This window comes from Pseudoalteromonas piratica (assembly GCF_000788395.1).
In the GTDB taxonomy this organism is placed as follows: Bacteria; Pseudomonadota; Gammaproteobacteria; order Enterobacterales; family Alteromonadaceae; genus Pseudoalteromonas; species Pseudoalteromonas piratica.
In genome coordinates, this window is record NZ_CP009889.1 from 403,087 (window position 1) to 422,917 (window position 19,831).

Sequence of the window (19,831 nt, forward strand, 5' to 3'; positions counted from 1 at the left end):
TTAGCTTCCTCTCGAATGAAGGAAAATTGGTTTAAGCATACCTCTGATTTTTTCCTGAAACAACACTACGAACCAGATAAAAAGCCAGTAAATTCAAGCGTCAGCGAAACGTCAGGCAAAAATCATTTTAACGTCATGTTTTTTATTTTCAGACAGTTATTGTTAAGACAAAAGACATGAAGTAACGACAAAGGATTTACAGATGAAAACGAAAATATTGACGATTTTCTTATTAACCCCGCTGGTTATTTGGCAATTGTGTATGGCTGCATTTGCCGCGGACTTACAAACATTAAAGTACCCAAATGTATCGGTAGCTGCCATAAAAGATAACGCAATGGACAGGCAATATGAGCTATATATCAAACTGCCAGAAGGTTATGAGGCTAACCCAAAGCAACATTATCCGGTTATTTATTTTACTGATGGTCTATGGAATTTAGAGGGATTATCAGCTGCCACAAATTACATATTTCAAGACGTTATTTTGGTTGGTATTTCATGGCAAATCGATATTGATAGTGGATTAAAAGAAGATGTAGGTGAATTTTACAGTCGCTTCCGAGATTATTCATTTAAACCATTAGAAGATGCAAAAAGACAAGAAAAATATCAATTAGGTCAAGCGAGTAAGCACCTTCACTTTATAACAACAGATGTCTTTAATTATGTAGAGCGTCATTTCCGCGCAGACAGTAATAACCGCACTTATTTTGGCTTTTCAATGGGTGGATTATTTGGTGCCTATGCACTTGTAACCAAACCTACGGCATTTAATAACTATATTTTAGGCAGCCCAAGTATTTGGCAAGATGGCGCTGACTTGCTTGCACTCAGAGAAGCCAAAAGTGATGAAAAAGTTGAACAAGTTAATGTGCTTATTTCAGTTGGGGAATTAGAAAAAGAGTTAAAACCTCATTTAAACGAGTTTATTCAAGCGATTAAGCGCTCAGATTATCCCCACATTAAACACATCGAGCATATTGAAATTGCCAATGCAGGCCACAGTGATTCATCGCCAATGCTGAGCGTAAGAAGCATTAATTGGTTAGCAAGTTTACAACAAAAGGAAGCAAAATAATGAATACGGCGTTATTGAAAAGTTGCCTATTAGGTGCAGGTATATTGGTAAGTGCTAATGCGCAAAGCGAAATACACTACCCCACTTTTGAAGGTCCATTAATGGGCCAAAAAGCCCCAGGTAAAATTGCCGAACCATTTGCGCCAGGCGTTATTTCCACAAATAAATGGGAAGTAGAAGGTGTTTTCTCACCTGACATGAATGAGTTTTATTACACCCGTAAAATAGACAAAGTGATTACAGTGGTTGGTTTTCGTAAAAGCAACAATGTGTGGCAGCAATACACGCAATTTAAACGCCGCGGTGAAGTGACCTTTTCGCCTGATGGCAATCGCATGTACATGGCCAATGGTTACAAAGACAGAGACGGTGATGGTTGGTCTGCAAGAAAAAGTCTTGGTCCACAAATCGACAGAAAAGACTGGGGTATCATGCGTTTATCAGCATCATCTAATCAGACTTATGTATTTGATGATTATAAAGGGGGGGATGTTATCCGCATATCCAACCTGGTTAATGGCGTGCGTCAAACGCCTGTAAAAATGCCAAAACACATTAACTCAGGCAAATGGACTGCCCATCCATTTATTGCACCAGATGAAAGTTACCTTATTTGGGATAGTGAGCGCTCAGATGGTTTTGGAGACTCAGATTTATACATTAGCTTTAAACAAAACGATGGTACTTGGGGGAAAGCGATTAATATGGGCGATACTGTCAATTCAGACAAATGGGATGCCTATGCAACGGTGTCATCGGATGGAAAGTATTTAATGTTTAACCGTGGTGTAGGCGAAGACAATAATGATATTTATTGGGTTGATGCCAGTATTATTGAAACGCTACGTGCAAAGCAGTAAATAGCCATCACGCTATAAGTATTGATCTATTGGCGAGTGAACTTTTAGCTTACTCAATATACGAAATGGTGAAAAATACGCCATGCAGATACTGATAAGCAAAACTTACTTTAAATTGGCAGTGAGACCTTGTATGGTCAGCCTCCATTTTTATCTGGAGCTGAATTTATTATGAGCACTGCTTTTTCTCGCCGCTTTCTCTCGTTAATTGATCAAATCACCGAAGGTAACAAAAAGCGCTTTGCTGAAGTCACAGGACGTTCTGCTTCGACTATTTACAGGCTGTGTCGTGGTGGCAGTCGCCCATCACTTGCTTATTTAGAACAATTAAGCGAGCAATTTAGCATTGATTTAAATTGGCTTATAACAGGTCAACGCGCCACCGATGAGGTTGCAAATAACACAAAATCTGAAATGGTCTTAGCGCCAAAGTTTGATGTTGAAGCCAGTGCGGGCTTTGGCCAAGTAGGTGCTGGTGAGGAAATTTCGGATCATTTTGGTTTTTCTAAGCAATGGTTATCATCACAATTAGGTGTGCACTCAGAACAGCTTGCGTTTGTTTCAGTTCGCGGTGATAGCATGCAACCTACTTTGCAACATGGTGACATGATTCTAGTCGATATGTCCCAAAAACAAGCACATAAAGAAGATATTTACCTTGTGCATACAGAAGATGGACTGCTTACTAAACGTGTAAAACCATTTAGTGGTGGCATTAAAGTAATCAGTGATAACCCAGAATATCCGAGCTTTGAAATTACCCATGCGACTGGTGAACAAACACGTATTGTTGGTCGAGTAGTGTGGTTTGGTCGTGATATTTAGTATTAAGACTGAGTAAAAAAAACCGAAGTCATTGACTTCGGTTTTTTTTGAGCTTAGTTTAGTCCACGATTGCGAAGAAGAGCATCGGTTGTCGGCTTTCTGCCTCTAAACCCTTCATATGCTTCAAAGTAATCGAGGGTGTCACCACGGCTATAAATAAAGTGATATAACTTCTCTGCTGTTTCAGGGTCAAAAATATTTTTCTTTTCCAAGAAAGCATCAAACCCATCTGCATCTAAGATTTCAGACCACATGTATGCATAATAGGCCGAAGAGTAACCACCGGCAAAAATATGGCCAAAGTGTGTACTACGGTGACGCATGATGATTTCATCAGGCTTACCGTATTTGCTCAGTACATCGTTTTCAAAAGCACGCACATCTAAGTCTTTTACTTCGGTTAATTGGTGATACGCCATATCAACCAGCGCAGACGCAGTAAACTCAATGGTTGCAAAGCCTTGGTTAAAGGTACTTGCTTGCTTAATTCGTTCAATTAGTGCTTTAGGCATTGATTCATTGGTTTTGTAATGACGCGCAAATTTTTCGAGCATCTCAGGTTGAGCAATAAAGTGCTCATACAGCTGTGCAGGGAATTCAACCCAGTCACGAGGTACGCTAGTACCTGCAAGTGTTGGGTAGGTGACGTTTGATAATAAACCATGAAGCGCATGACCAAATTCGTGGAATAAGGTTACGGCATCAGAGTAGCTCATTAACGTTTTTTCGCCTTCGGCTGGCTTATTTAAGTTCATATTATTGATGATGATTGGCTTCACATCGCCAGCAAGTTTTTGCTGTGTGCGAAATGCACTCATCCACGCACCAGAGCGCTTAGTGGCACGTGCATAATAGTCACCAAAGAACAACCCAATGGCATTGCCTGCTTTGTCTTGCACTTCCCATACGCGAACCACTTCGTTATAAACAGGAATATCTGTACGCTCGATAAACTTGAGGCCAAACAATTGCTGAGCAACATAAAATTTTGCTTCAAGCATGTTTTCAAGTTCAAAGTATTCGGCAATTTCACCTTGGTCTAGGTCAAATTTTGCTTTACGTACTTTTTCGGCGTAGTAGCGCCAATCCCAAGCTGCGAGTTCGTGTTCTACGCCCTCTGCAGCCATTTGCTCTTTAATCCAAGTACGCTCTTGCTCTGCTTTTTTGATAGCCGGTTGCCAAACTTTTAACAATAAGTCCATTGCCGTAGCAGGTGAACTTGCCATGGCATTCGATAGCACATACTCAGAGTGGTTTTTGTAACCTAGTAGTTGAGCGCGTTTAGCACGTAACGACACCATTTCAGCAATAGTGGCTTTATTATCAAATTCATTATCGTTATCGCCACGATTTGCCCAGCCTTTAAAGGCTTTTTCTCTTAGGTCGCGACGACTAGAAAACTGCAAAAATGGTTCTACGCTGGCGCGGTTTAAGGTGATAACGTATTTACCAGGTAAATCTCTTGCTTTTGCAGCTGCAGCAGCTGCATCTCGTTGCGCTTGTGATAAACCGTCAAGATCTGATTCTTCTAGTACCAAAGTAAAGGCACGAGAGTCGTTTAAAGAATTTTGGCCAAATTGCGTTGAAAGTTCAGAAATACGCTCATTTATGGAAGCGAGTTCAGCGCGTTGCTCTTGCGTTAGGTTAGCGCCTGTTCTAACAAAGCTATCATAAAGTCGATTCAATAAGCGTGTTTGCTCAGGGGTTAAGTTTGCAGCATCTCGATTGTTATAAACATGCGCTACACGCTTAAACAAGGCTTCGTTCATGCGAATTTCATTATTATGGCGCGTGAGCATTGGCGACACTTTACGCTGCAGAGCCTGCATTTCATCATTGGACTCTGTGCCTGTTAAATTAAAAAACACACGTGAGACACGCGTTAATGACGCGCCTGCAAGTTCCATTGCAGCGATGGTATTATCAAATGTTGGTGCGTATTCACTTTGTGTAATCGCATCGATTTCTTTTTTATGATCAGCCATGCTTTTTTCAAAAGCCGGTAAAAAGTCAGCTGTTTTTATTTCACTAAAAGGTGGAGAGCCAAATGGTGTGTTCCACTCTTTAAAAAATGGGTTTTGTGTTAGCTGACTTGTGCTCTCTTTCGAAGTGGTTTCACTTACTGCTGTTTGTGTTGTTTTAGGATTCTCTGGTTCTTTGGAACAGCCTGACAGCATAACTGCTGCAGATATTGCCAAAGCCAGATAGGTTTTATGTTGCACAACTTTCCCCTTAAAAGGCTTGTTATTAGATTATTGTCAAAATGATACATTATAACAAAACTGTTTTGGGGGATTTTATCGCAGAAAATATATGACTTATCTTAAATTGAAATAACGAGCACGAATCGATGAAGAGCGGCATATGCGTTTGGTGTAAGGTTTTTGCAATACGCATTTCGCATGATTACTTTTTATAATTCATAGGGTTAATTACTTGTTTTCCAGAATTTTTTGTCTTGCCAGTCGCACGTTGTGCCATAACCGTTCTACATCTACTTGGTTTTTATGGTAGAAGTTGCGATTAAAAGGTAAATACCAAAAAGTACGCTTAATGACGCCCTTGCTACTAATAACATTGTCTTGCTGTTTTAATTCATCGACCCGTGCGAGGCCAATGCGCCTTTCGACTAAATAGCCATCAAGACGATCAATTGCGATTTGGTGAATGCCTAAACTTAAATCATAGTCGATAAGTGAGGCGATGCCGTTTTGGCTTAGAAATTGTTGAAGTACATAACCAGCGGGCGCTTGCAGACCAAACTGTTTGATTTCTTTGTAAAATGCCAGGTTGAACTCACCGTGATTATTAAACAATTTTCCCGCTTGCTCTGCACGGTGAAGAACGGAATCTCTTTTGTATAAAATGACATATTCTACTTCGTTTAAGTAGTGCTGTTCATTTTTGGGGTAAGCGAACTCTATTTCACGCTGCGGGGTTTTTATCATCGCAAATAGTCCATCATATAAGCCATCTTTCACACCTTGTTGGCATCGTTTCCAAGGCAGTGAGGTGAAATAAAGCTCGATACCGGCGTTACTGGCTGCTTGCTCCAAAATATCGATTAATAAGCCAGATGAAGCAGTAGTTTGATTACTGCTTACAATGTAGGGAGGGTAGCTCTGATCTTCATGACAAAAACGCCATGCCTTAGCATGACTATTTAAACTAAACAAAAATAAAAATATAAGAAAGCTGTTTAAATGCATAATACTTCTGTGCCATTGAACAAGCTTAAGTATATGTGATTTGCGCCATAATTCTATTGCAATAACCTAGTTATATTAGGGTATAGAGTAAGTACGATGGAAAACCACAAATTTCTCAGCAGTCCGCTAAATAGTTTTGTTCATAACTTACGCAATTTTGACGGCTTAATGCCTACTCTCTTTAGGAGGTATTTTAGTACTGAACAATTTCTGGGTGTGCTTTCACAATTCGATGAATCGTGCTGTTGAGGGTATCAATAACGTCATCGGGTACGTGTTTATTGCAGGCATAGCCCAAAAAGGAGTTAAGTAAAGGTTTGATCACCTTAAATTGGCTTTGACTCAGGTTGGCGCGTTTAAATTGATAGCGTGCTATCACATCACCATAAGCGATAAGATCTACCCGTTTATGTTCGAGCATTTGTACTAGCTCAAAACCGGTTTTTAAGTAAACAAATTGAAAGCTAGGAATACCATACTCCATCAAGGTTTGATGACCAATATCGTTTTTGACAACGCCAAATCGCAAATTAAAGTCTGTTTTTAGCTGCATTTCATCAATAACCGAATCGGAGCGACCAATTATGGCCACAGTGTTAGGCATTACGGTACCAACAAAGTTAAAGTCTTTTGCCCTTTCGGTGGTGTAGGTCATTGAAAATAAACATGCGTTGGGTTCGTTTTTTAATGTGTAATATGCGCGTGCCCACGGCATAATTGAAATGTCTTGCGTGTCTAGTTGCCATTCTAATTCGGCATACGCTTTTTTAAGAATGTTTAGGGCGATCCCGTTTAGCTCATTTGCTTTTTGGTAATTAAAAGGCGGGTAATCTTCTGTATACCATTTTAGATTTGGGTTTTCAGGTGCAGCATTAACGTGGCAAGTAAAAAGCACCGCGCACATCATAAGCAAAAAAATTGAGGTACGTATTTTTAAAAAAGTATGTAAAGCACCATTAGTTATCAACAAATTAAGCATGCACCTTAATTAATCCCACTAAGTATAATAGTGGCACAAATACACTAAAGTGCGTTGCTTTTTTTAATGCATTACGGACTAAGCGCTGATTTTATATAGCTAATTTATTGCGCTGGTGTCACTAAGAGTAATTCCCCCGATTTTCCATCTGTTAACACAGCAATACTGCCCGAGCGCGTAATAAAAACATCGCGCAATCGGCCTGATATTTCAGGAAAGATAGCGGATTGGCTAAAGTGGTTGTTGGCTAAATCGACAGCATACAATTTTCTATCAACCAATGTGGTGATTAATACCTGTTTTTGTAGTGATGCAAATTCAGTATGGCGCGTGCCGTAGTAAGCCATGCCTGAAGGGGCTATGGAAGGCGTCCAATTTATACTGGGCTGATTCATGCCTTTATATTCGGTGAAGGGGGAGATGCGCGCCTGCGAGTAGTCTTTACCATAAGTGATGACCGGCCAGCCATAGTTCTCACCGGCGCGTAAAAAATTCAATTCATCTCCGCCTGCAGGACCATGTTCATGGCTGACAATACGCTGAGTATCATAATCGTAGACGAGCCCTTGTGGATTACGATGACCTAAAGTGAATACTGCATGGGCTTTGGTATCTTCATGACCTGTAAATGGGTTGTCGCTGGGCACGGTACCATCCAAATTAATGCGCAACATTTTACCTAGTTGGTTTGGAATTATTTGTGCTTGCTCACGGTAGTCAAAGCCATCGCCACTGGATACGAGCAATGTGTTGTCGGGTAATAACAGCATGCGTCCGGCATAGTGTTGTGGGGTGCCTTTGTCAGTTGCAATGTGATAAATAATGCTCGGTTTTGAAAACTTACTGCCATCAAACTTTGCTTTAGCAATTACTAATCGGTTCGCTTTTAATTTGCCTTGTGCATAGCTTAAGTAAATGGTTTTTGATTGCGAATAATCAGGCGCCAAGATAATGTCTAATAATCCACCTTGACCCGCAACATATAGGCCACTTAGATCGAGCTTGGTTCTAGTTTTCCCTTCTTCGTTAACAATCACTACATGACCGTCACGCTCTGTAATAAGCCAGGTTCCGTTAGGCAGTTCTACCATGCTCCACGGGGAATTTAAGCCAGTTGCAATGGTATTGATTTGGTACTTTTCTATTGGCAAAAAAGCTGCATTGGCAAATGTTGTAGTGCTCAACACGCAAAAGGCAAAAAACAGCAAATATTGTTTGCCAATAAAGTCTTTGCTAGTGTGAAGGTAGTTCCTGTTTATAAGTTGCATAAATTTTGAATTTTTTAACACGCTTATTACCTTCATTTTTGATTGCTTGGTTACTCAGTTTTACTTTAGCTAGCTTGTTCCATAGTCAATATGTTGTCAATCAGTTAGTTAATGTAGGGGTTGCTGTGAGCCTTGATGATCGTATGCGGTTAATCTTAGATGATTGGCAAGGATTATTGTTGACTTATGGCGTTATTATTGCTGTCGCGCTTACTTTGGCATTTCTCACAGCAAACTGGCTCAATGGTAAAGTTAAACAATCCAATGAACTTATTTTTACATTGGCAGGTATCGGTGCGTTCGCAATTGTATTAATCATTATTGAGTCAATTATGAATATCAACATTATTGCAGGTGCACGAGGGTGGGGGTTTTATGCGCAGCTTGCCAGTGGCGCTGCTGGTGGTTTTATATTTGCCAAGATTACCAGTCGACTTGGCAACACAAATTCACCAAAAGATGAAGAATCATAAGGCTTCTTCATCTTTTCCAATTTGCTAGTAAAGTTTGTTATCACCTAATGATACTTCAAGCTCATTATTGCCCTTAACAGGCCCACCAATCATTTCATCGTAAGCACTGCTTTGACGTATCACCTGTTTTTTAGCTTTAACTTTTTGAAAAAGCTGCTGAAGTTGCAGTAAATTGTGGTGTTTAATGCGTTCACCTTGTTCATCGGTAATTATGTACTCTTGCCCTTCAACGACTGCACTTACATTGTAAAGTGCTAAGTCGAGGCTATGAAATACAAGCTTTTCCACTTCAAAATATTTTTCTAATTTGCTTAACTTCATTATTTAATCCTTAAAATTCACTACAAATTTTGTACGTGAGATAAATCAAATTGGATTAATGCGTTAAACATCTTAAAAAGGTGATAAATAAACTTAAAGCAAGCGGAGGGGGATTCCGCGTGATTTTTGCAATTTAGAACATTTGAAAATAAGGCTCTATGACACTGATGCCAATAAACAAGTGCTCGGTGTGAGTGCAAAATTCAAAGCAATATTGTCTTACGTATGCAAACTTAATTAACTTAGTGAGCGCCTTACAAAAAAGTTATTGGGTTTGTTTATATCTGTTTATCTCAATACGAATAACACCCTCATCAGAGTTCGAATCAAAATAGAAGGGATGATCTTTAAACTTTTTATCGTTTTTTAACTGTTGTGCGATTTCTCTTGCGGCTTCAATGGGGTCGCTTTCATTTGCAAACACATCAACTTTACACATCGTTTCGCGGCAATCTATTTGCTTCACATCTAAATGAGAAAGGGCTTTATGATAGCTAAGAAAAAAGAACAAATTATCGGAAAAGTCTATCGACCATTGTTCGTCGATATCTTGCTCTGTAAAGCTTTGTTTTGTGTGTGAGAATAACTTACCTTGCTCAATCACATCTGTACTTGTTTCATTAATGTTTGATGTATTATCCGTTTGCTTAAATGCTAAACGTGGTTGCGATTTGGTAGGCAAGTGGGGTGTTATTTGTTTGCGTTCTACAGCGGTTGATGCACTTTTTAAAGACTCAGCTAACTGATTTTCTAGTTGCAGGTTATTGGCTTCTAAATCCGCAATTTTTATATGTAAATAAACAACATAAAGACACACTAAGCTTAAAATTATTATTATTTTTTTCATTTAAATTCCATTTTATTAATTGCTTTAATTCCTTAAGAAGCAAATTAATTTCTACCACAGAGAGCTAGGATATAATATTGATTTGATAGCCGTAGCCAACCCCAAATTTGTTTTTAGTTTTTTAGAGGTTGGAAACCATCCAATAATCTTATAGCGTTATCATAATACGTTAAAAAAACCTTCTATTGCTCGAGAGAACTATTGAACAGTTTTCGCCAAGATGTGGGGCTCGTATCAAATCTTTTATTGAAATGCTTACGAAATATTTGTTCAGAGCTAAATCCCGTTCGTTCTGATATCTCGGTGACAGAAAAGTGCGTGGATTCTAATAATTCTAAGCTTTTGTTAAGCCTAAGATTAATCAACCAAGATGTAAAACTGATCCCATTGGATGATTTAAAGTTTCGACTGAAACTACGAGTGCTCATCATGCAGAAGGCAGCTGCACTTTCTAAAGTGTGATTGTATGTAATGTTTTGCAAAACAAAACTTATCAATGTTGCAATTCGCTCATCCCTCGGCTTTTCTATGGTTGGATTCTCTATATATTGTTTTTGTCCGCCACTCCGTTCTGGAGATGAAACCATTACTCTGGCAATTTTGTTCGCTGTTTTAACCCCGTAGTAGTGCCTTACAATATAAAGGCAGCAATCGATAGCTGCAGCACTTCCTGCAGACGTGATTATGTTATTTTCAGCTAAATATAGGGGGTTAATATCACAAGAGGTTTGAGGAAATTTTGTTTTAAAATCATCTCCGTATTTCCAATGAGTTGTCGCTTTCTTGCCTTTCAGTAGTCCGCTATACGCTAGTGCATATGCTCCTAGGCACAAACCAACGATTAACTTTTTATTATTGTGTGCGTCGACGAGCAGTTTTATCAAATTTGGACTCGGAACCTTTTCAGGTTGCCAGCTAGGAATAATGATTATATCTGCTTGATGAATAATAGAGGGGTCGTTTTCAATATTTATGCCTAACCCATTTGCAGAATTTATTTTTCCATTTGTTTCTGAACAGACACGAACATTAAACAATCTTTTTTCTTCCAGTACAGCGTCTGCAAAAATAGCTATTGGCACTGAAAGGTGGAACAAGCTAATTCCTTCAAAAGCAACAATGACGACTTCTTTCATGTAATTTTGGCCAGATAGTAATGTTTAATGCCATTATAGCCATATCGTATGAAATTTATACCAATATAATGGATGCACTAATTTAATTATTGAAGGGTGAAATATGGAAATCGTTACTAGTTTTAAACTTGTTGATGAAATTTTAGAGCAGTTTCGTGATGTAATTAGCAAAGATTTTGACGGCTATAGAAATCACATAACCAGAATGCTTAATTATTGTCATTTCTTATTGCCAAATATTTCAGAGCAAGACAGTAAGAAAATTCAGATAGCCGCAGTTTTCCATGATATTGCACTGTGGACTCACGACAGAGTGGACTATCTTGTTCCATCGTATCAAGACTGTCATCAGTGGTTAGAAAAGCAAGGTCTTGATGACTGGAAAGAAGAAATTCAAATTATCATTGATATGCACCATTTGATTACTGAATATAAAGGCCCGTACAACGAACTTGCAGAAGTGTTTAGAAAAGCAGATTTGGTTGACTTCTCATTAGGCTTTATAAAAAACGGCGTAGATAAATCCTTTATTAAGGAAGTGAAACGGGCTATTCCTAATGCAAACTTTCACAAGACGTTAATTCGCTTTACTTTCATTCAGTTAGGCCGAAACCCATTGAATCCGTTGCCGATGATGCGAATTAAAAATATTTACAAAAATTAAGCTTTGAATGTCTGCAATTTCACAAATCGGAAGTAACTAACTGAATTTAATTATGTATCCGACAGAATGAGCGAAAAAGAGACCTTCAATTCTTCTTCATTTCGCCTCTTTTCACCCCTAAAATACTCTACTTGCTTCCTGCTCAGCTAAGAGCGCTTCGTTTCATTACAGCCAATTTAACTTTTTTCCATATGCGACCATCAATTGCCGATAACCCGAATGCAATTAGTCCCATTCCTAAAAAATGTATTGCAGTTAACGACTCATTCAAGAAAAGTGAACCAAGCAGTATTGCGGAAATAGGTATAAGCATCGTGACTAGCAATAGGTTTGTAGCTCCGGCTAATTCTAAAATCCTAAAATAAAGCACATAGGCTACAGCGGTAGAGAAAATCGCAAGACAAATAACAGCACCCCATGTATTTGTGTTTATGTCTTGTACATTGACTGGACCATCAATAAACAATGTTACAGGAACTAATATAAATGTTGACGCAGTTACTTGACCTGCTGCAGTTATGATTGGGTTAATTTTCATCGATTTGAATCTTCTACCATATACTCCAGCAAAGGCGTAAGATATTGTTGCTATTACAATTGCAATTTGCGCTAACAACTTACCTTCGCCACCGAATGTAGGTACACCAATCATCACAACCACGCCAGTTAATCCGATTCCTGCACCGATGACTTTTAATATAGAAGGACGCTCATCTGGTAGCATAATGCCCGCGATAATGACAGTAAATATAGGTGTCGCGGCATTGAGAATGGAGGCAATGCCAGAGGCTACTTGAGTTTGTCCCCATGCAATTAGCGCAAATGGAACAACGTTGTTCAATAACCCAATTGCAAAAAATGAAATCCAAACTTTCATTTTTTTTGGCGGACGGTGTCCTACAAGAAATGCTATTCCCCATAAAATGATTGCGGCTATGGCAACTCTAAGAGTAACAATTGTGAATGGAGGTAATTCATTAACCGCTACACCCACAAAAAAGAAGGAACCACCCCACAGTACAGAAAGAATAATGAGCATTGCCCATACTTTAACGCTCATTGTATGGCTGATGGATGTTGTCATAGTTGGTTTAACCCTAAGAGATAATAATTGCTTTCAATACTAACTATCGCTTCAAATTCAAAACATCCGAATATTGCTATTTATTGCAAATTAAAAACTAGAGTAAAAAATAATTCCTTAGCAAGATTCAGATGTTTTCCAAAGGTTTTATATGATTAGATAGTATTCGTCAGGTTAAATGATGAGAAGGGTTATGCCAGATTTATCTGAAAGTAAAATGAGAAAAGCAGTAGCACTAAGAGATAACGCCTTTGATGGGCAGTTTTTTTACGGAGTTGTTACTACTGGGATATTCTGCTTTCCATCATGTTCAACCAAATCACCAAACCATGAAAACTTGAGGTTTTTCTTCAGTAAAGAGTCAGCAATGCAGGCAGGTTTTCGTCCTTGCAAACGTTGTTTTCCCTCAAAGCAAAATGACCGAACAGGTTCAATGATTGAAGTTGTTCGGTACATTGAAAACCACTTCGAAGATAAAATTACGTTAGCTCAATTAGGTACTGTAGCCAACCTCTCATCTTCTCGATTACAACGAGTATTTAAAGAAATGTTCGGTGTCTCGCCAAAGCAATATCAAGATGCTGTGCGTATGAGAAAATTCAAGCGCTCGTTAAAAAGTGGTGAAGGGGTTACAGAAGCTATTTACTCATCTGGTTTTGGTTCAATCAGTCGTATCTATGGTGAGGAAGCCCGGCACATAGGTATGACACCCAAAGCATACAGGGCGGGTGGTGAAGGAGAAGTCATTCATTATGCATGCAGAAAAAGCGCTATCGGTTACATGATAATGGCAGCGACAGAAAAAGGAGTATGTTCAGTACAATTTGGGGAAGATGAAGAAGCACTCGTTGCAATACTATCTAAAGAGTTTCCTAAAGCCCAATTAGTTCATTCTGAAGCACAGAATGCCCCAGAGCTAGATGAATGGATGATTGCATTGGATGCACACATAAGTAGAGATGCACCAAAACCAAATATTCCTCTCGATATTCGGGGAACAGCCTTTCAAATCAAAGTATGGAAATTTCTGCTTAGTATCCGAGAAGGAGACGTAGCAAGCTATGGTGAAGTTGCCTCTCATATTGATAATCCAAAAGCTGTTAGAGCAGTAGGAATGGCATGCGGTAAAAACCCAATAGCAGTACTTATTCCATGTCACCGCGTACTCAGGGGAGATGGCTCCCTAGGCGGTTATCGTTGGGGGTTAGCAAGAAAAAGGACATTATTGGACATCGAAAGACGAAAGAAAAAGATAGAAAACAAAGAAATTTAAGTTAGTAAATCTTTGTAATTTAGTATAAACACAACCATATGTTTTTTCCGCATATGTTTTTTTTTGTTTTATGGAGATCAAGTAAACATGTACTTATTAATTGCAATTAGCTCTATTGGTCAATTGTTTAACGTCTGCTAATGACGCCTTAGCGGAAGTAACCCTCTGAATTTCATTATGTATTCGGCAGTAATGAGCGAATAACGGCCGTTTAAAATTGTAATATCACCATGTAAAATACGAGAACAGAACCCATTTGAGTGTTCTCAGTTTTATGGGTTGCTAATTTCTTTATTTAGCCAATGTTCGAAAAAAGTTAAAAATGCTTTTACCTGCATTGGCAGATATTGCCTGCTGGCATAAATGGCTTGTACGCCGACAACTTCGGTATCACTATGACTAAATCCACGTACATATTCATCTAATAGTAATACTAGCTTGTTGTTAGATAAATCTTTTCTTACGTCAATTAATGACTTAAAAGCAATACCATAACCTTGAACTGCCCAACGTCTGATTACTTCACCGTCTGAACATGATAAGTGCGGCTCTACTTTTATTAACTGTCGTTTGTTATCTATTTCAAAATACCAATCGTTTAATGGTTGGCCTGAGCGCTCTAGGATCAGACAACGGTGCTTGGCTAGCTCTTCTGGATGTCGCGGTAATCCGTTGTGCTTTATATAGTTGGGAGATGCGCATAACACACGTCGATTTTGAGCTAAAGGTTTACTAATAAGATTACTGTCTGGTAAATTGCCGAATCTAAAGGCAATATCTACCCCTTCATCGACGATGTTGATTAAGCCGTCAGATAACATCAAATGAGGAGAAACATCAGAATGGTTACTGGTAAATTCGGCAAGTGCTGGTCGACATATTGTCGGCCAAAATCAGATGTAGCCGAAATTCTTAGGCTTCCTCGCAATGTTTCTTGCGACTCTTGTATCATGTTTTCAGTATTTTCTACTTCTTCAACGACACGTAAACAACCGCTATAAAAACGCTCTCCAGCATAGGTTAACGAGATGCTTCGTGTATTTCGAGTCAGCAACCTTGTGCCGTAACGCTTTTCAATTTGGTTAATGCGTGCCGTCATACTTGCGGGTGAAAGCCCTAATTTTCGTCCTGCTGCCGCTAGTCCTCCCGCTTTTACTACGTGAACGAACAACGCCATATCATCTATTTTTGTCATTATTCTTCAGTTTTTCTGAATAGTGATTTAACTCTACGAGTAATTATCAATTTAGTCAAAACAGTTAAACTGATGTCATCGCTTTAAGGAGGTAGATATGCAATTAAATCACGCATTACTGCTGGTATCTGATTTAGATGAGATGTCGCAGTTTTTAATACAAACACTTGGTTTGAAAGAGGGTCAACGCCCACCGTTTGGTTTTGCTGGTGTTTGGTTGTATGACGAACTCAATGTGCCTTGTATCCACATTGCGGGAAGAAATGACATTAACCCTGAGCAATCTTTTTATTTAGGACATGATGAAAAGCACAGTTCAACACCGAGTTTGCCAACGGTTGATCATTTAGCGTTTAGCTCAAGTGACTACCAAGGACTTAAAGGTCGTTTGTTAACGTATAACGTGCCTTTTGTTGAACGAGAGATACCCGAAGCAAACGAACATCAAGTATTTATCACAGGCCCAGATGGCCTAAAAATCGAAATTTTATTTTCGAGAAACGACATTCATTAGTGAGGTTAAGCATATGAAAAACGCATTATTTAACACAGGCAAACTTGGCAATCTCAATACCAACAATAAAGTCGTGATGGCACCTATGACGCGTTCTCGTACCGCGCAACCGGGTGATATCCCTACTGAGTTAATGGCGGCTTACTATGCGCAACGGGCAAGTGCAGGCTTTATTGTTTCAGAAGCGACTCAAATTTCAGCACAGGGCAAAGGCTACTCCTTTACACCGGGCATTTATACACAAGCGCAAATTGATGGTTGGAAAAAAGTCACCAATGCTGTTCATGATAATGACGGCATTATTTATTCCCAGCTTTGGCATGTTGGTCGAATGTCACACCCTGTGTTTCATCCTGATGGACTACCTGTTGCACCGAGCGCCTTAGCTCCAGATGCGCAAGTGTGGGTAGTGGGTGATGATGGCGTTGGCCGTATGCTTGATTGTCCTGTTCCACGAGCATTATCTACGCACGAAATCAAAGGTATTGTTGAAGACTATCGTCAAGCGGCTGTAAATGCGATTGAAGCAGGATTTGACGGTGTAGAAGTACATGCAGGAAATGGTTATTTAATTGACCAATTTTTACGCGCAACATCTAACAAACGCAACGATGAATATGGCGGTAGTTTAGAAAATCGCATTCGCTTTGCCTTAGAAATTATTAAAGCCATTAGTGATGAAATTGGCGCAGAGCGCACCGCAATAAGATTAGCGCCATTTATTACCCAAAGAGGTATGAATGATCCAGAAGCCATCGATGCCATTTTGTTGTTAGCAAAACACTTTGATGAATTGGGTATGGCCTATATTCACCTTGCCGAAGCAGACTGGGACGACGCGCCTGTTGTAACTGAAGCGTTTCGTCAGCAATTACGTGAAAATTTCTCTGGCGCCATTGTTGTTGCCGGTAACTACACATTAGATAAAGCAGATGAGTTAATTAATAACAATTTAGTTGATTACGTTGCCTTTGGGCGTAAATTTCTAGCAAATCCTGATTTACCTTATCGCTTAGAAAATAACCTACCGCTAAATGACATTTCAGATCCAACCACCTTATTTGGTGGTGATGAACGAGGTTATACCGATTATCCCGTTTATGGTGAGCAAATTTAAGGAGATTACTATGAAAGCCATTGGCCTATATCGGTATTTACCTATAGAAAATGAGCAAGCACTGCAAGATGTAGAAATCGCTAAACCGTCGGTTGCTGGTTACGATTTACTGGTGAAAGTTAACGCTGTTTCGGTGAATCCGGTTGATACTAAAGTACGTGCGCCAAAAAAAAGCTTGAAACATCGTTGGGATGCTGCTGGCACGGTTGAAGCGATTGGCGAGCAAGAGTTATCTCCCATCCGAATTAATGTCGTTTCTCCGGGGTTAACGCAAACAGAAGCATACTCTTCCCTAAGTGAGAAAGCCCGTGAAACATTATTCAGTGATGCAGCTAAAAGATTGCCTGCGCAGTATGTTGCTACAGCGGAAGATCAAGCTACAGGATATTTATTATTGTGAACGAATCCAGCAATAACTGGTGCGGTTATCGATATTGATGGTGGCGCTTTGGTTAATTAATGGTTACTGATTTAATTAAATTCACTATTGAGGTTTATATGAAATTTTTAAAAACAGTTTGGCTAGGCTTGCCACTGGCGATAGCCGCTTTCTCGGCCAGCGCCACAGAACTAAACAACAAAGACACTTTTTGGCCTGACGATGCACAGTTAGTTATTTCAATTTCGATGCAATTTGAAGCGACGGCCCAAGATAAGCAAGATCCGGGGCCATTCCCGGCACAAGAAGCGGGGTTCCCAGATACTATTGCACCTTCATGGTATCAATATGGTATGAATGAGGGGATCCCACGGCTATTAAACTTATGGGATAAACACAATATAAAGGTGACGTCACACATGGTGGGTCGTGCCGTTGAACTTAATCCTGAGCTTGCTAAAGAAGTTGTTCGCAGAGGACATGAAGCTTCAGGTCATGGACAAACGTGGACGCCACAATATTCGATGACACCTGAGGAAGAGCGTGCTTCTTACATTAAAAGCGCCGATATAATAGAAAAAGTGACAGGACAACGTCCTGTGGGATTTAACGCGTTTTGGATGCGTCATTCACCAAACACATTAGCCATTTTGAAAGAGCTTGGCTTTATTTACCACATTGATGATTTATCAAGAGATGAGCCATCTTATACTCCAGTAGGTGATAGCTCAATTGTTGTGGTGCCTTATACGTTTAGAAACAATGATATTGTGCGCTACACAGGTAGCACTGCAATGACAGGAAAAGCTTATTTACAAGAGCTGAAAGATGAATTTGACGTACTTTATAAAGAAGGAACAAAACGCCGTCGGATGATGTCAATTAGTGCACATGACAGGTTAGCTGGTTCACCAGCTCGTGTAAAAGCGTTAGATGATTTCATTGCTTACGCTAAGCAACACAAAGCTGTCAAATTTATGCGTAAAGATGATATCGCTAAATGGGTGTTAAAGAAAAACAATGTACCAATTAATGCCCCTAGAAATTTTAATAATTAGGTGGGAATAAACATCAATTAAGAGGAAAGCTAGCAGTAGTATGGCTCAGGTCTATTCCAATACAAATATTGATTAAGTTTCCTCTTCGTTGATTTTGGTCACTTTAACCTGCTATTTATGCGGATTTTACAAATTACCGCTTATGGCACAAAGCGGAAGTAAGCCTCTGAATTTCATATGTATCTGGCAGTAATGAGCGATCAACGGTCGTTGATAAAACTTTGAGCACCATGCAAAATGCTAGACCAGACCCCGAATTGTTCGAAGCGAAGCAAAATGTCGGTATGACACTGGCTGTTGGTGGGACACCGAGTGCCACGGTCGCAAATGTTCAGGGTGCTGCTGCAGTCGGAGGATGGTTATCGGTCGATTTTAATAATGTGGATATTAACGCCGGTGGATACTGGAGTGCTGAAGGTGGGTCAAAGTTAGGGTTGGCTAATTTCAGTCTAGATTTAGGGATAGAAACTACAATTTTTACCTAACCATCGTATAAAGATGCTTTATCAGGCCCTTATCAACTCTATGGAGCAGGCTACAATCAAAGTTCACTTTCATTCATAAAGGCCGACACTGGGAGAATTAATGGCTACCAGTATACTTGGGATTTTGCCAAACCGAGTAAGTCGTTTATAAATTACAAACATGACTTTAGTGCTGTTTATAGTAGTGGGTACGGTGGTATCTGGGGAGGTAATAACTAATGGAAGTAGTAGATAAATATAAAAATATGTTTATTAACTTTACATATTTACTATTTATTTTGTTATTTTTGTATGGGGTAAGTAAATCTATCCAAGCAAAAATTTATATCAATGAGTTATCTAAATTTAATTCATTGTCTACATATCTAATTCAGGACAATTATTCTAAAACAGGTGTCAGATTTGATACAGGCAAGTTAGGAAAGTTTTATACCTGCTTAAAATCTTATAAGCCGTTAGGCTGGAGTTCACCTAAAGAAGGTGAGGCTTCAACAGTTAAAATACGCATAGACAACTCCTATCTTTTAAGTGCCAGAGTTGCTAGTGATACAGTGTATAGATTTTCACTTTATAAGGTAGATAATGGAAACTCTGTAGAGTGGAGTAGCAACAGTTATGCGGTGAATTGTGATTTGAATTTACTTAATGAATTTAAAGAACATAGTAATACAAGGTTGTTGGAGCAACTAAGTAGTAAAAAGGCCTACAAGGAATTATTTAAGAGTAACCCCGAATTATCATTACCTAAAAATCAAGGGCGGTTAGGTCTTTTTCATTCTTGCTTAATCAAGAATAAACCATGGAATGATAAAACCCCAATTAGTGATGAAGGGATGGTCAAGTTAGATTTATTAGGTTATATCTTACATTTAGGAGTGGTAGGTAATAAAGTTATTAACTTTTCAATAGAACGCTACGGCTTAAAACGTGAGACTTTAGCGTTAAGCAAAACATACAAGGTAGATTGCAACTTGAGCTTACTTGATAGGTAATTAACTCTAGTCGGCTAATCACAAAGGTTAGCTGATGCCTTTGGCAGTGCAATAGGTTTAGAGTTAGCACG

At 39.2% G+C, this 19,831-nt stretch carries 22 protein-coding genes; 12 read left to right on the plus strand and 10 right to left on the minus strand.

The features are described from left to right. Positions 1-202: 202 nt before the first annotated feature. The 3 genes from OM33_RS16570 to OM33_RS16580 all read left to right on the plus strand — a co-directional run bounded on the left by OM33_RS16570 (position 203) and on the right by OM33_RS16580 (position 2,766). Positions 203-1,081, plus strand: coding sequence for an alpha/beta hydrolase (locus OM33_RS16570; protein WP_040135210.1), 879 nt, complete (start codon positions 203-205; stop codon positions 1,079-1,081). Further along, positions 1,081-1,941 (plus strand): TolB-like translocation protein, encoded by an 861-nt coding sequence (locus OM33_RS16575; protein WP_040135212.1) that lies wholly within the window; start codon positions 1,081-1,083, stop codon positions 1,939-1,941. Before OM33_RS16570 ends, OM33_RS16575 begins: the two co-directional genes overlap by 1 nt. Before the next feature lie 171 nt (positions 1,942-2,112). Further along, positions 2,113-2,766 (plus strand): XRE family transcriptional regulator, encoded by a 654-nt coding sequence (locus OM33_RS16580; RefSeq protein ID WP_040136881.1) that lies wholly within the window; start codon positions 2,113-2,115, stop codon positions 2,764-2,766. Positions 2,767-2,819: 53 nt separating this feature from the next. Here OM33_RS16580 and OM33_RS16585 read toward each other — a convergent pair whose 3' ends face one another. The 4 genes from OM33_RS16585 to OM33_RS16600 form a co-directional block, all read right to left on the minus strand. Further along, positions 2,820-4,988, minus strand: coding sequence for a M3 family metallopeptidase (locus tag OM33_RS16585; protein WP_040135214.1), 2,169 nt, complete (start codon positions 4,986-4,988; stop codon positions 2,820-2,822). Positions 4,989-5,198: 210 nt separating this feature from the next. Continuing rightward, positions 5,199-5,975 (minus strand): transporter substrate-binding domain-containing protein, encoded by a 777-nt coding sequence (locus tag OM33_RS16590; protein ID WP_040135215.1) that lies wholly within the window; start codon positions 5,973-5,975, stop codon positions 5,199-5,201. 193 nt (positions 5,976-6,168) lie between these two features. Next, a complete protein-coding gene (locus OM33_RS16595) occupies positions 6,169-6,870 on the minus strand; it encodes a substrate-binding periplasmic protein (protein WP_199922612.1) in 702 nt (233 codons plus the stop codon). Positions 6,871-7,058: 188 nt separating this feature from the next. Continuing rightward, complete coding sequence (locus OM33_RS16600) at positions 7,059-8,243, minus strand: PQQ-dependent sugar dehydrogenase (protein ID WP_040135217.1); 1,185 nt, start codon at positions 8,241-8,243, stop codon at positions 7,059-7,061. Here OM33_RS16600 and OM33_RS16605 point away from each other — a divergent pair. Next, a complete protein-coding gene (locus tag OM33_RS16605; protein WP_040135219.1) occupies positions 8,228-8,695 on the plus strand; it encodes a hypothetical protein in 468 nt (155 codons plus the stop codon). The genes OM33_RS16600 and OM33_RS16605 overlap by 16 nt on opposite strands. A 24-nt stretch (positions 8,696-8,719) precedes the next feature. Here OM33_RS16605 and OM33_RS16610 read toward each other — a convergent pair whose 3' ends face one another. The 3 genes from OM33_RS16610 to OM33_RS16620 form a co-directional block, all read right to left on the minus strand. Beyond that, on the minus strand, positions 8,720-9,016 hold the full coding sequence (locus OM33_RS16610) for a DUF6482 family protein (RefSeq protein WP_040135221.1): 297 nt from the start codon (positions 9,014-9,016) through the stop codon (positions 8,720-8,722). 265 nt (positions 9,017-9,281) lie between these two features. Next, positions 9,282-9,863 carry a hypothetical protein gene (locus OM33_RS16615; protein ID WP_040135223.1) on the minus strand — a complete coding sequence of 194 codons (582 nt, stop codon included), beginning with the start codon at positions 9,861-9,863 and terminating at the stop codon, positions 9,282-9,284. Positions 9,864-10,045: 182 nt separating this feature from the next. Continuing rightward, complete coding sequence (locus OM33_RS16620; RefSeq protein ID WP_040135225.1) at positions 10,046-10,999, minus strand: GlxA family transcriptional regulator; 954 nt, start codon at positions 10,997-10,999, stop codon at positions 10,046-10,048. Positions 11,000-11,102: 103 nt separating this feature from the next. Here OM33_RS16620 and OM33_RS16625 point away from each other — a divergent pair, with 103 nt between their 5' ends. Further along, positions 11,103-11,663: an HD domain-containing protein gene (locus OM33_RS16625; protein WP_040135226.1), complete on the plus strand. Its 561-nt coding sequence runs from the start codon at positions 11,103-11,105 to the stop codon at positions 11,661-11,663. A 142-nt stretch (positions 11,664-11,805) separates the two neighbouring features. Here the strand turns inward: OM33_RS16625 and OM33_RS16630 are convergent, their stop codons facing one another. Next, positions 11,806-12,747, minus strand: coding sequence for a DMT family transporter (locus OM33_RS16630; protein WP_040135228.1), 942 nt, complete (start codon positions 12,745-12,747; stop codon positions 11,806-11,808). Between the two features lie 193 nt (positions 12,748-12,940). On the opposite strand from OM33_RS16630, the gene OM33_RS16635 reads away from it, so the two are divergent. Beyond that, positions 12,941-14,020 (plus strand): bifunctional transcriptional activator/DNA repair enzyme AdaA, encoded by a 1,080-nt coding sequence (locus OM33_RS16635; RefSeq protein ID WP_040136883.1) that lies wholly within the window; start codon positions 12,941-12,943, stop codon positions 14,018-14,020. A gap of 272 nt (positions 14,021-14,292) precedes the next feature. Here OM33_RS16635 and OM33_RS22810 read toward each other — a convergent pair whose 3' ends face one another. Together OM33_RS22810 and OM33_RS22815 are read right to left on the minus strand one after the other, a co-directional pair. Then, positions 14,293-14,841, minus strand: a complete 549-nt coding sequence (locus OM33_RS22810) for a substrate binding domain-containing protein (RefSeq protein WP_234402793.1) — start codon at positions 14,839-14,841, stop codon at positions 14,293-14,295. Further along, positions 14,841-15,197 (minus strand): LysR family transcriptional regulator, encoded by a 357-nt coding sequence (locus OM33_RS22815; RefSeq protein WP_234402772.1) that lies wholly within the window; start codon positions 15,195-15,197, stop codon positions 14,841-14,843. Before OM33_RS22815 ends, OM33_RS22810 begins: the two co-directional genes overlap by 1 nt. Before the next feature lie 115 nt (positions 15,198-15,312). On the opposite strand from OM33_RS22815, the gene OM33_RS16645 reads away from it, so the two are divergent. From OM33_RS16645 to OM33_RS16670, 6 genes are all read left to right on the plus strand, one after another. After that, positions 15,313-15,729: a VOC family protein gene (locus OM33_RS16645; RefSeq protein ID WP_040135230.1), complete on the plus strand. Its 417-nt coding sequence runs from the start codon at positions 15,313-15,315 to the stop codon at positions 15,727-15,729. A gap of 13 nt (positions 15,730-15,742) precedes the next feature. After that, a complete protein-coding gene (locus OM33_RS16650) occupies positions 15,743-16,846 on the plus strand; it encodes an alkene reductase (RefSeq protein ID WP_040135231.1) in 1,104 nt (367 codons plus the stop codon). A 10-nt stretch (positions 16,847-16,856) separates the two neighbouring features. Then, positions 16,857-17,246: a hypothetical protein gene (locus tag OM33_RS22630; protein ID WP_040135233.1), complete on the plus strand. Its 390-nt coding sequence runs from the start codon at positions 16,857-16,859 to the stop codon at positions 17,244-17,246. Positions 17,247-17,344: 98 nt separating this feature from the next. Next, positions 17,345-18,283, plus strand: coding sequence for a polysaccharide deacetylase family protein (locus OM33_RS16660; protein ID WP_040136884.1), 939 nt, complete (start codon positions 17,345-17,347; stop codon positions 18,281-18,283). Between the two features lie 230 nt (positions 18,284-18,513). After that, positions 18,514-18,768, plus strand: a complete 255-nt coding sequence (locus OM33_RS16665) for a hypothetical protein (RefSeq protein WP_040135235.1) — start codon at positions 18,514-18,516, stop codon at positions 18,766-18,768. Between the two features lie 218 nt (positions 18,769-18,986). Further along, entirely contained in the window at positions 18,987-19,760 is a 774-nt protein-coding gene (locus OM33_RS16670; protein WP_040135237.1) for a hypothetical protein, read from the plus strand. Positions 19,761-19,831 lie beyond the last annotated feature (71 nt).

Coding starts and splice junctions, on each gene's coding strand:
- OM33_RS16570 (WP_040135210.1), top strand. CDS start 203: ATGAAAACGAAAATATTGACGATTTTCTTATTAACCCCGCTGGTTATT.
- OM33_RS16575 (WP_040135212.1), top strand. CDS start 1,081: ATGAATACGGCGTTATTGAAAAGTTGCCTATTAGGTGCAGGTATATTG.
- OM33_RS16580 (WP_040136881.1), top strand. CDS start 2,113: ATGAGCACTGCTTTTTCTCGCCGCTTTCTCTCGTTAATTGATCAAATC.
- OM33_RS16590 (WP_040135215.1), bottom strand. CDS start 5,975: ATGCATTTAAACAGCTTTCTTATATTTTTATTTTTGTTTAGTTTAAAT.
- OM33_RS16610 (WP_040135221.1), bottom strand. CDS start 9,016: ATGAAGTTAAGCAAATTAGAAAAATATTTTGAAGTGGAAAAGCTTGTA.
- OM33_RS16615 (WP_040135223.1), bottom strand. CDS start 9,863: ATGAAAAAAATAATAATAATTTTAAGCTTAGTGTGTCTTTATGTTGTT.
- OM33_RS16620 (WP_040135225.1), bottom strand. CDS start 10,999: ATGAAAGAAGTCGTCATTGTTGCTTTTGAAGGAATTAGCTTGTTCCAC.
- OM33_RS16625 (WP_040135226.1), top strand. CDS start 11,103: ATGGAAATCGTTACTAGTTTTAAACTTGTTGATGAAATTTTAGAGCAG.
- OM33_RS16630 (WP_040135228.1), bottom strand. CDS start 12,747: ATGACAACATCCATCAGCCATACAATGAGCGTTAAAGTATGGGCAATG.
- OM33_RS16635 (WP_040136883.1), top strand. CDS start 12,941: ATGCCAGATTTATCTGAAAGTAAAATGAGAAAAGCAGTAGCACTAAGA.
- OM33_RS22810 (WP_234402793.1), bottom strand. CDS start 14,841: ATGTTATCTGACGGCTTAATCAACATCGTCGATGAAGGGGTAGATATT.
- OM33_RS22815 (WP_234402772.1), bottom strand. CDS start 15,197: ATGGCGTTGTTCGTTCACGTAGTAAAAGCGGGAGGACTAGCGGCAGCA.
- OM33_RS16645 (WP_040135230.1), top strand. CDS start 15,313: ATGCAATTAAATCACGCATTACTGCTGGTATCTGATTTAGATGAGATG.
- OM33_RS16650 (WP_040135231.1), top strand. CDS start 15,743: ATGAAAAACGCATTATTTAACACAGGCAAACTTGGCAATCTCAATACC.
- OM33_RS22630 (WP_040135233.1), top strand. CDS start 16,857: ATGAAAGCCATTGGCCTATATCGGTATTTACCTATAGAAAATGAGCAA.
- OM33_RS16660 (WP_040136884.1), top strand. CDS start 17,345: ATGAAATTTTTAAAAACAGTTTGGCTAGGCTTGCCACTGGCGATAGCC.
- OM33_RS16665 (WP_040135235.1), top strand. CDS start 18,514: ATGCAAAATGCTAGACCAGACCCCGAATTGTTCGAAGCGAAGCAAAAT.
- OM33_RS16670 (WP_040135237.1), top strand. CDS start 18,987: ATGGAAGTAGTAGATAAATATAAAAATATGTTTATTAACTTTACATAT.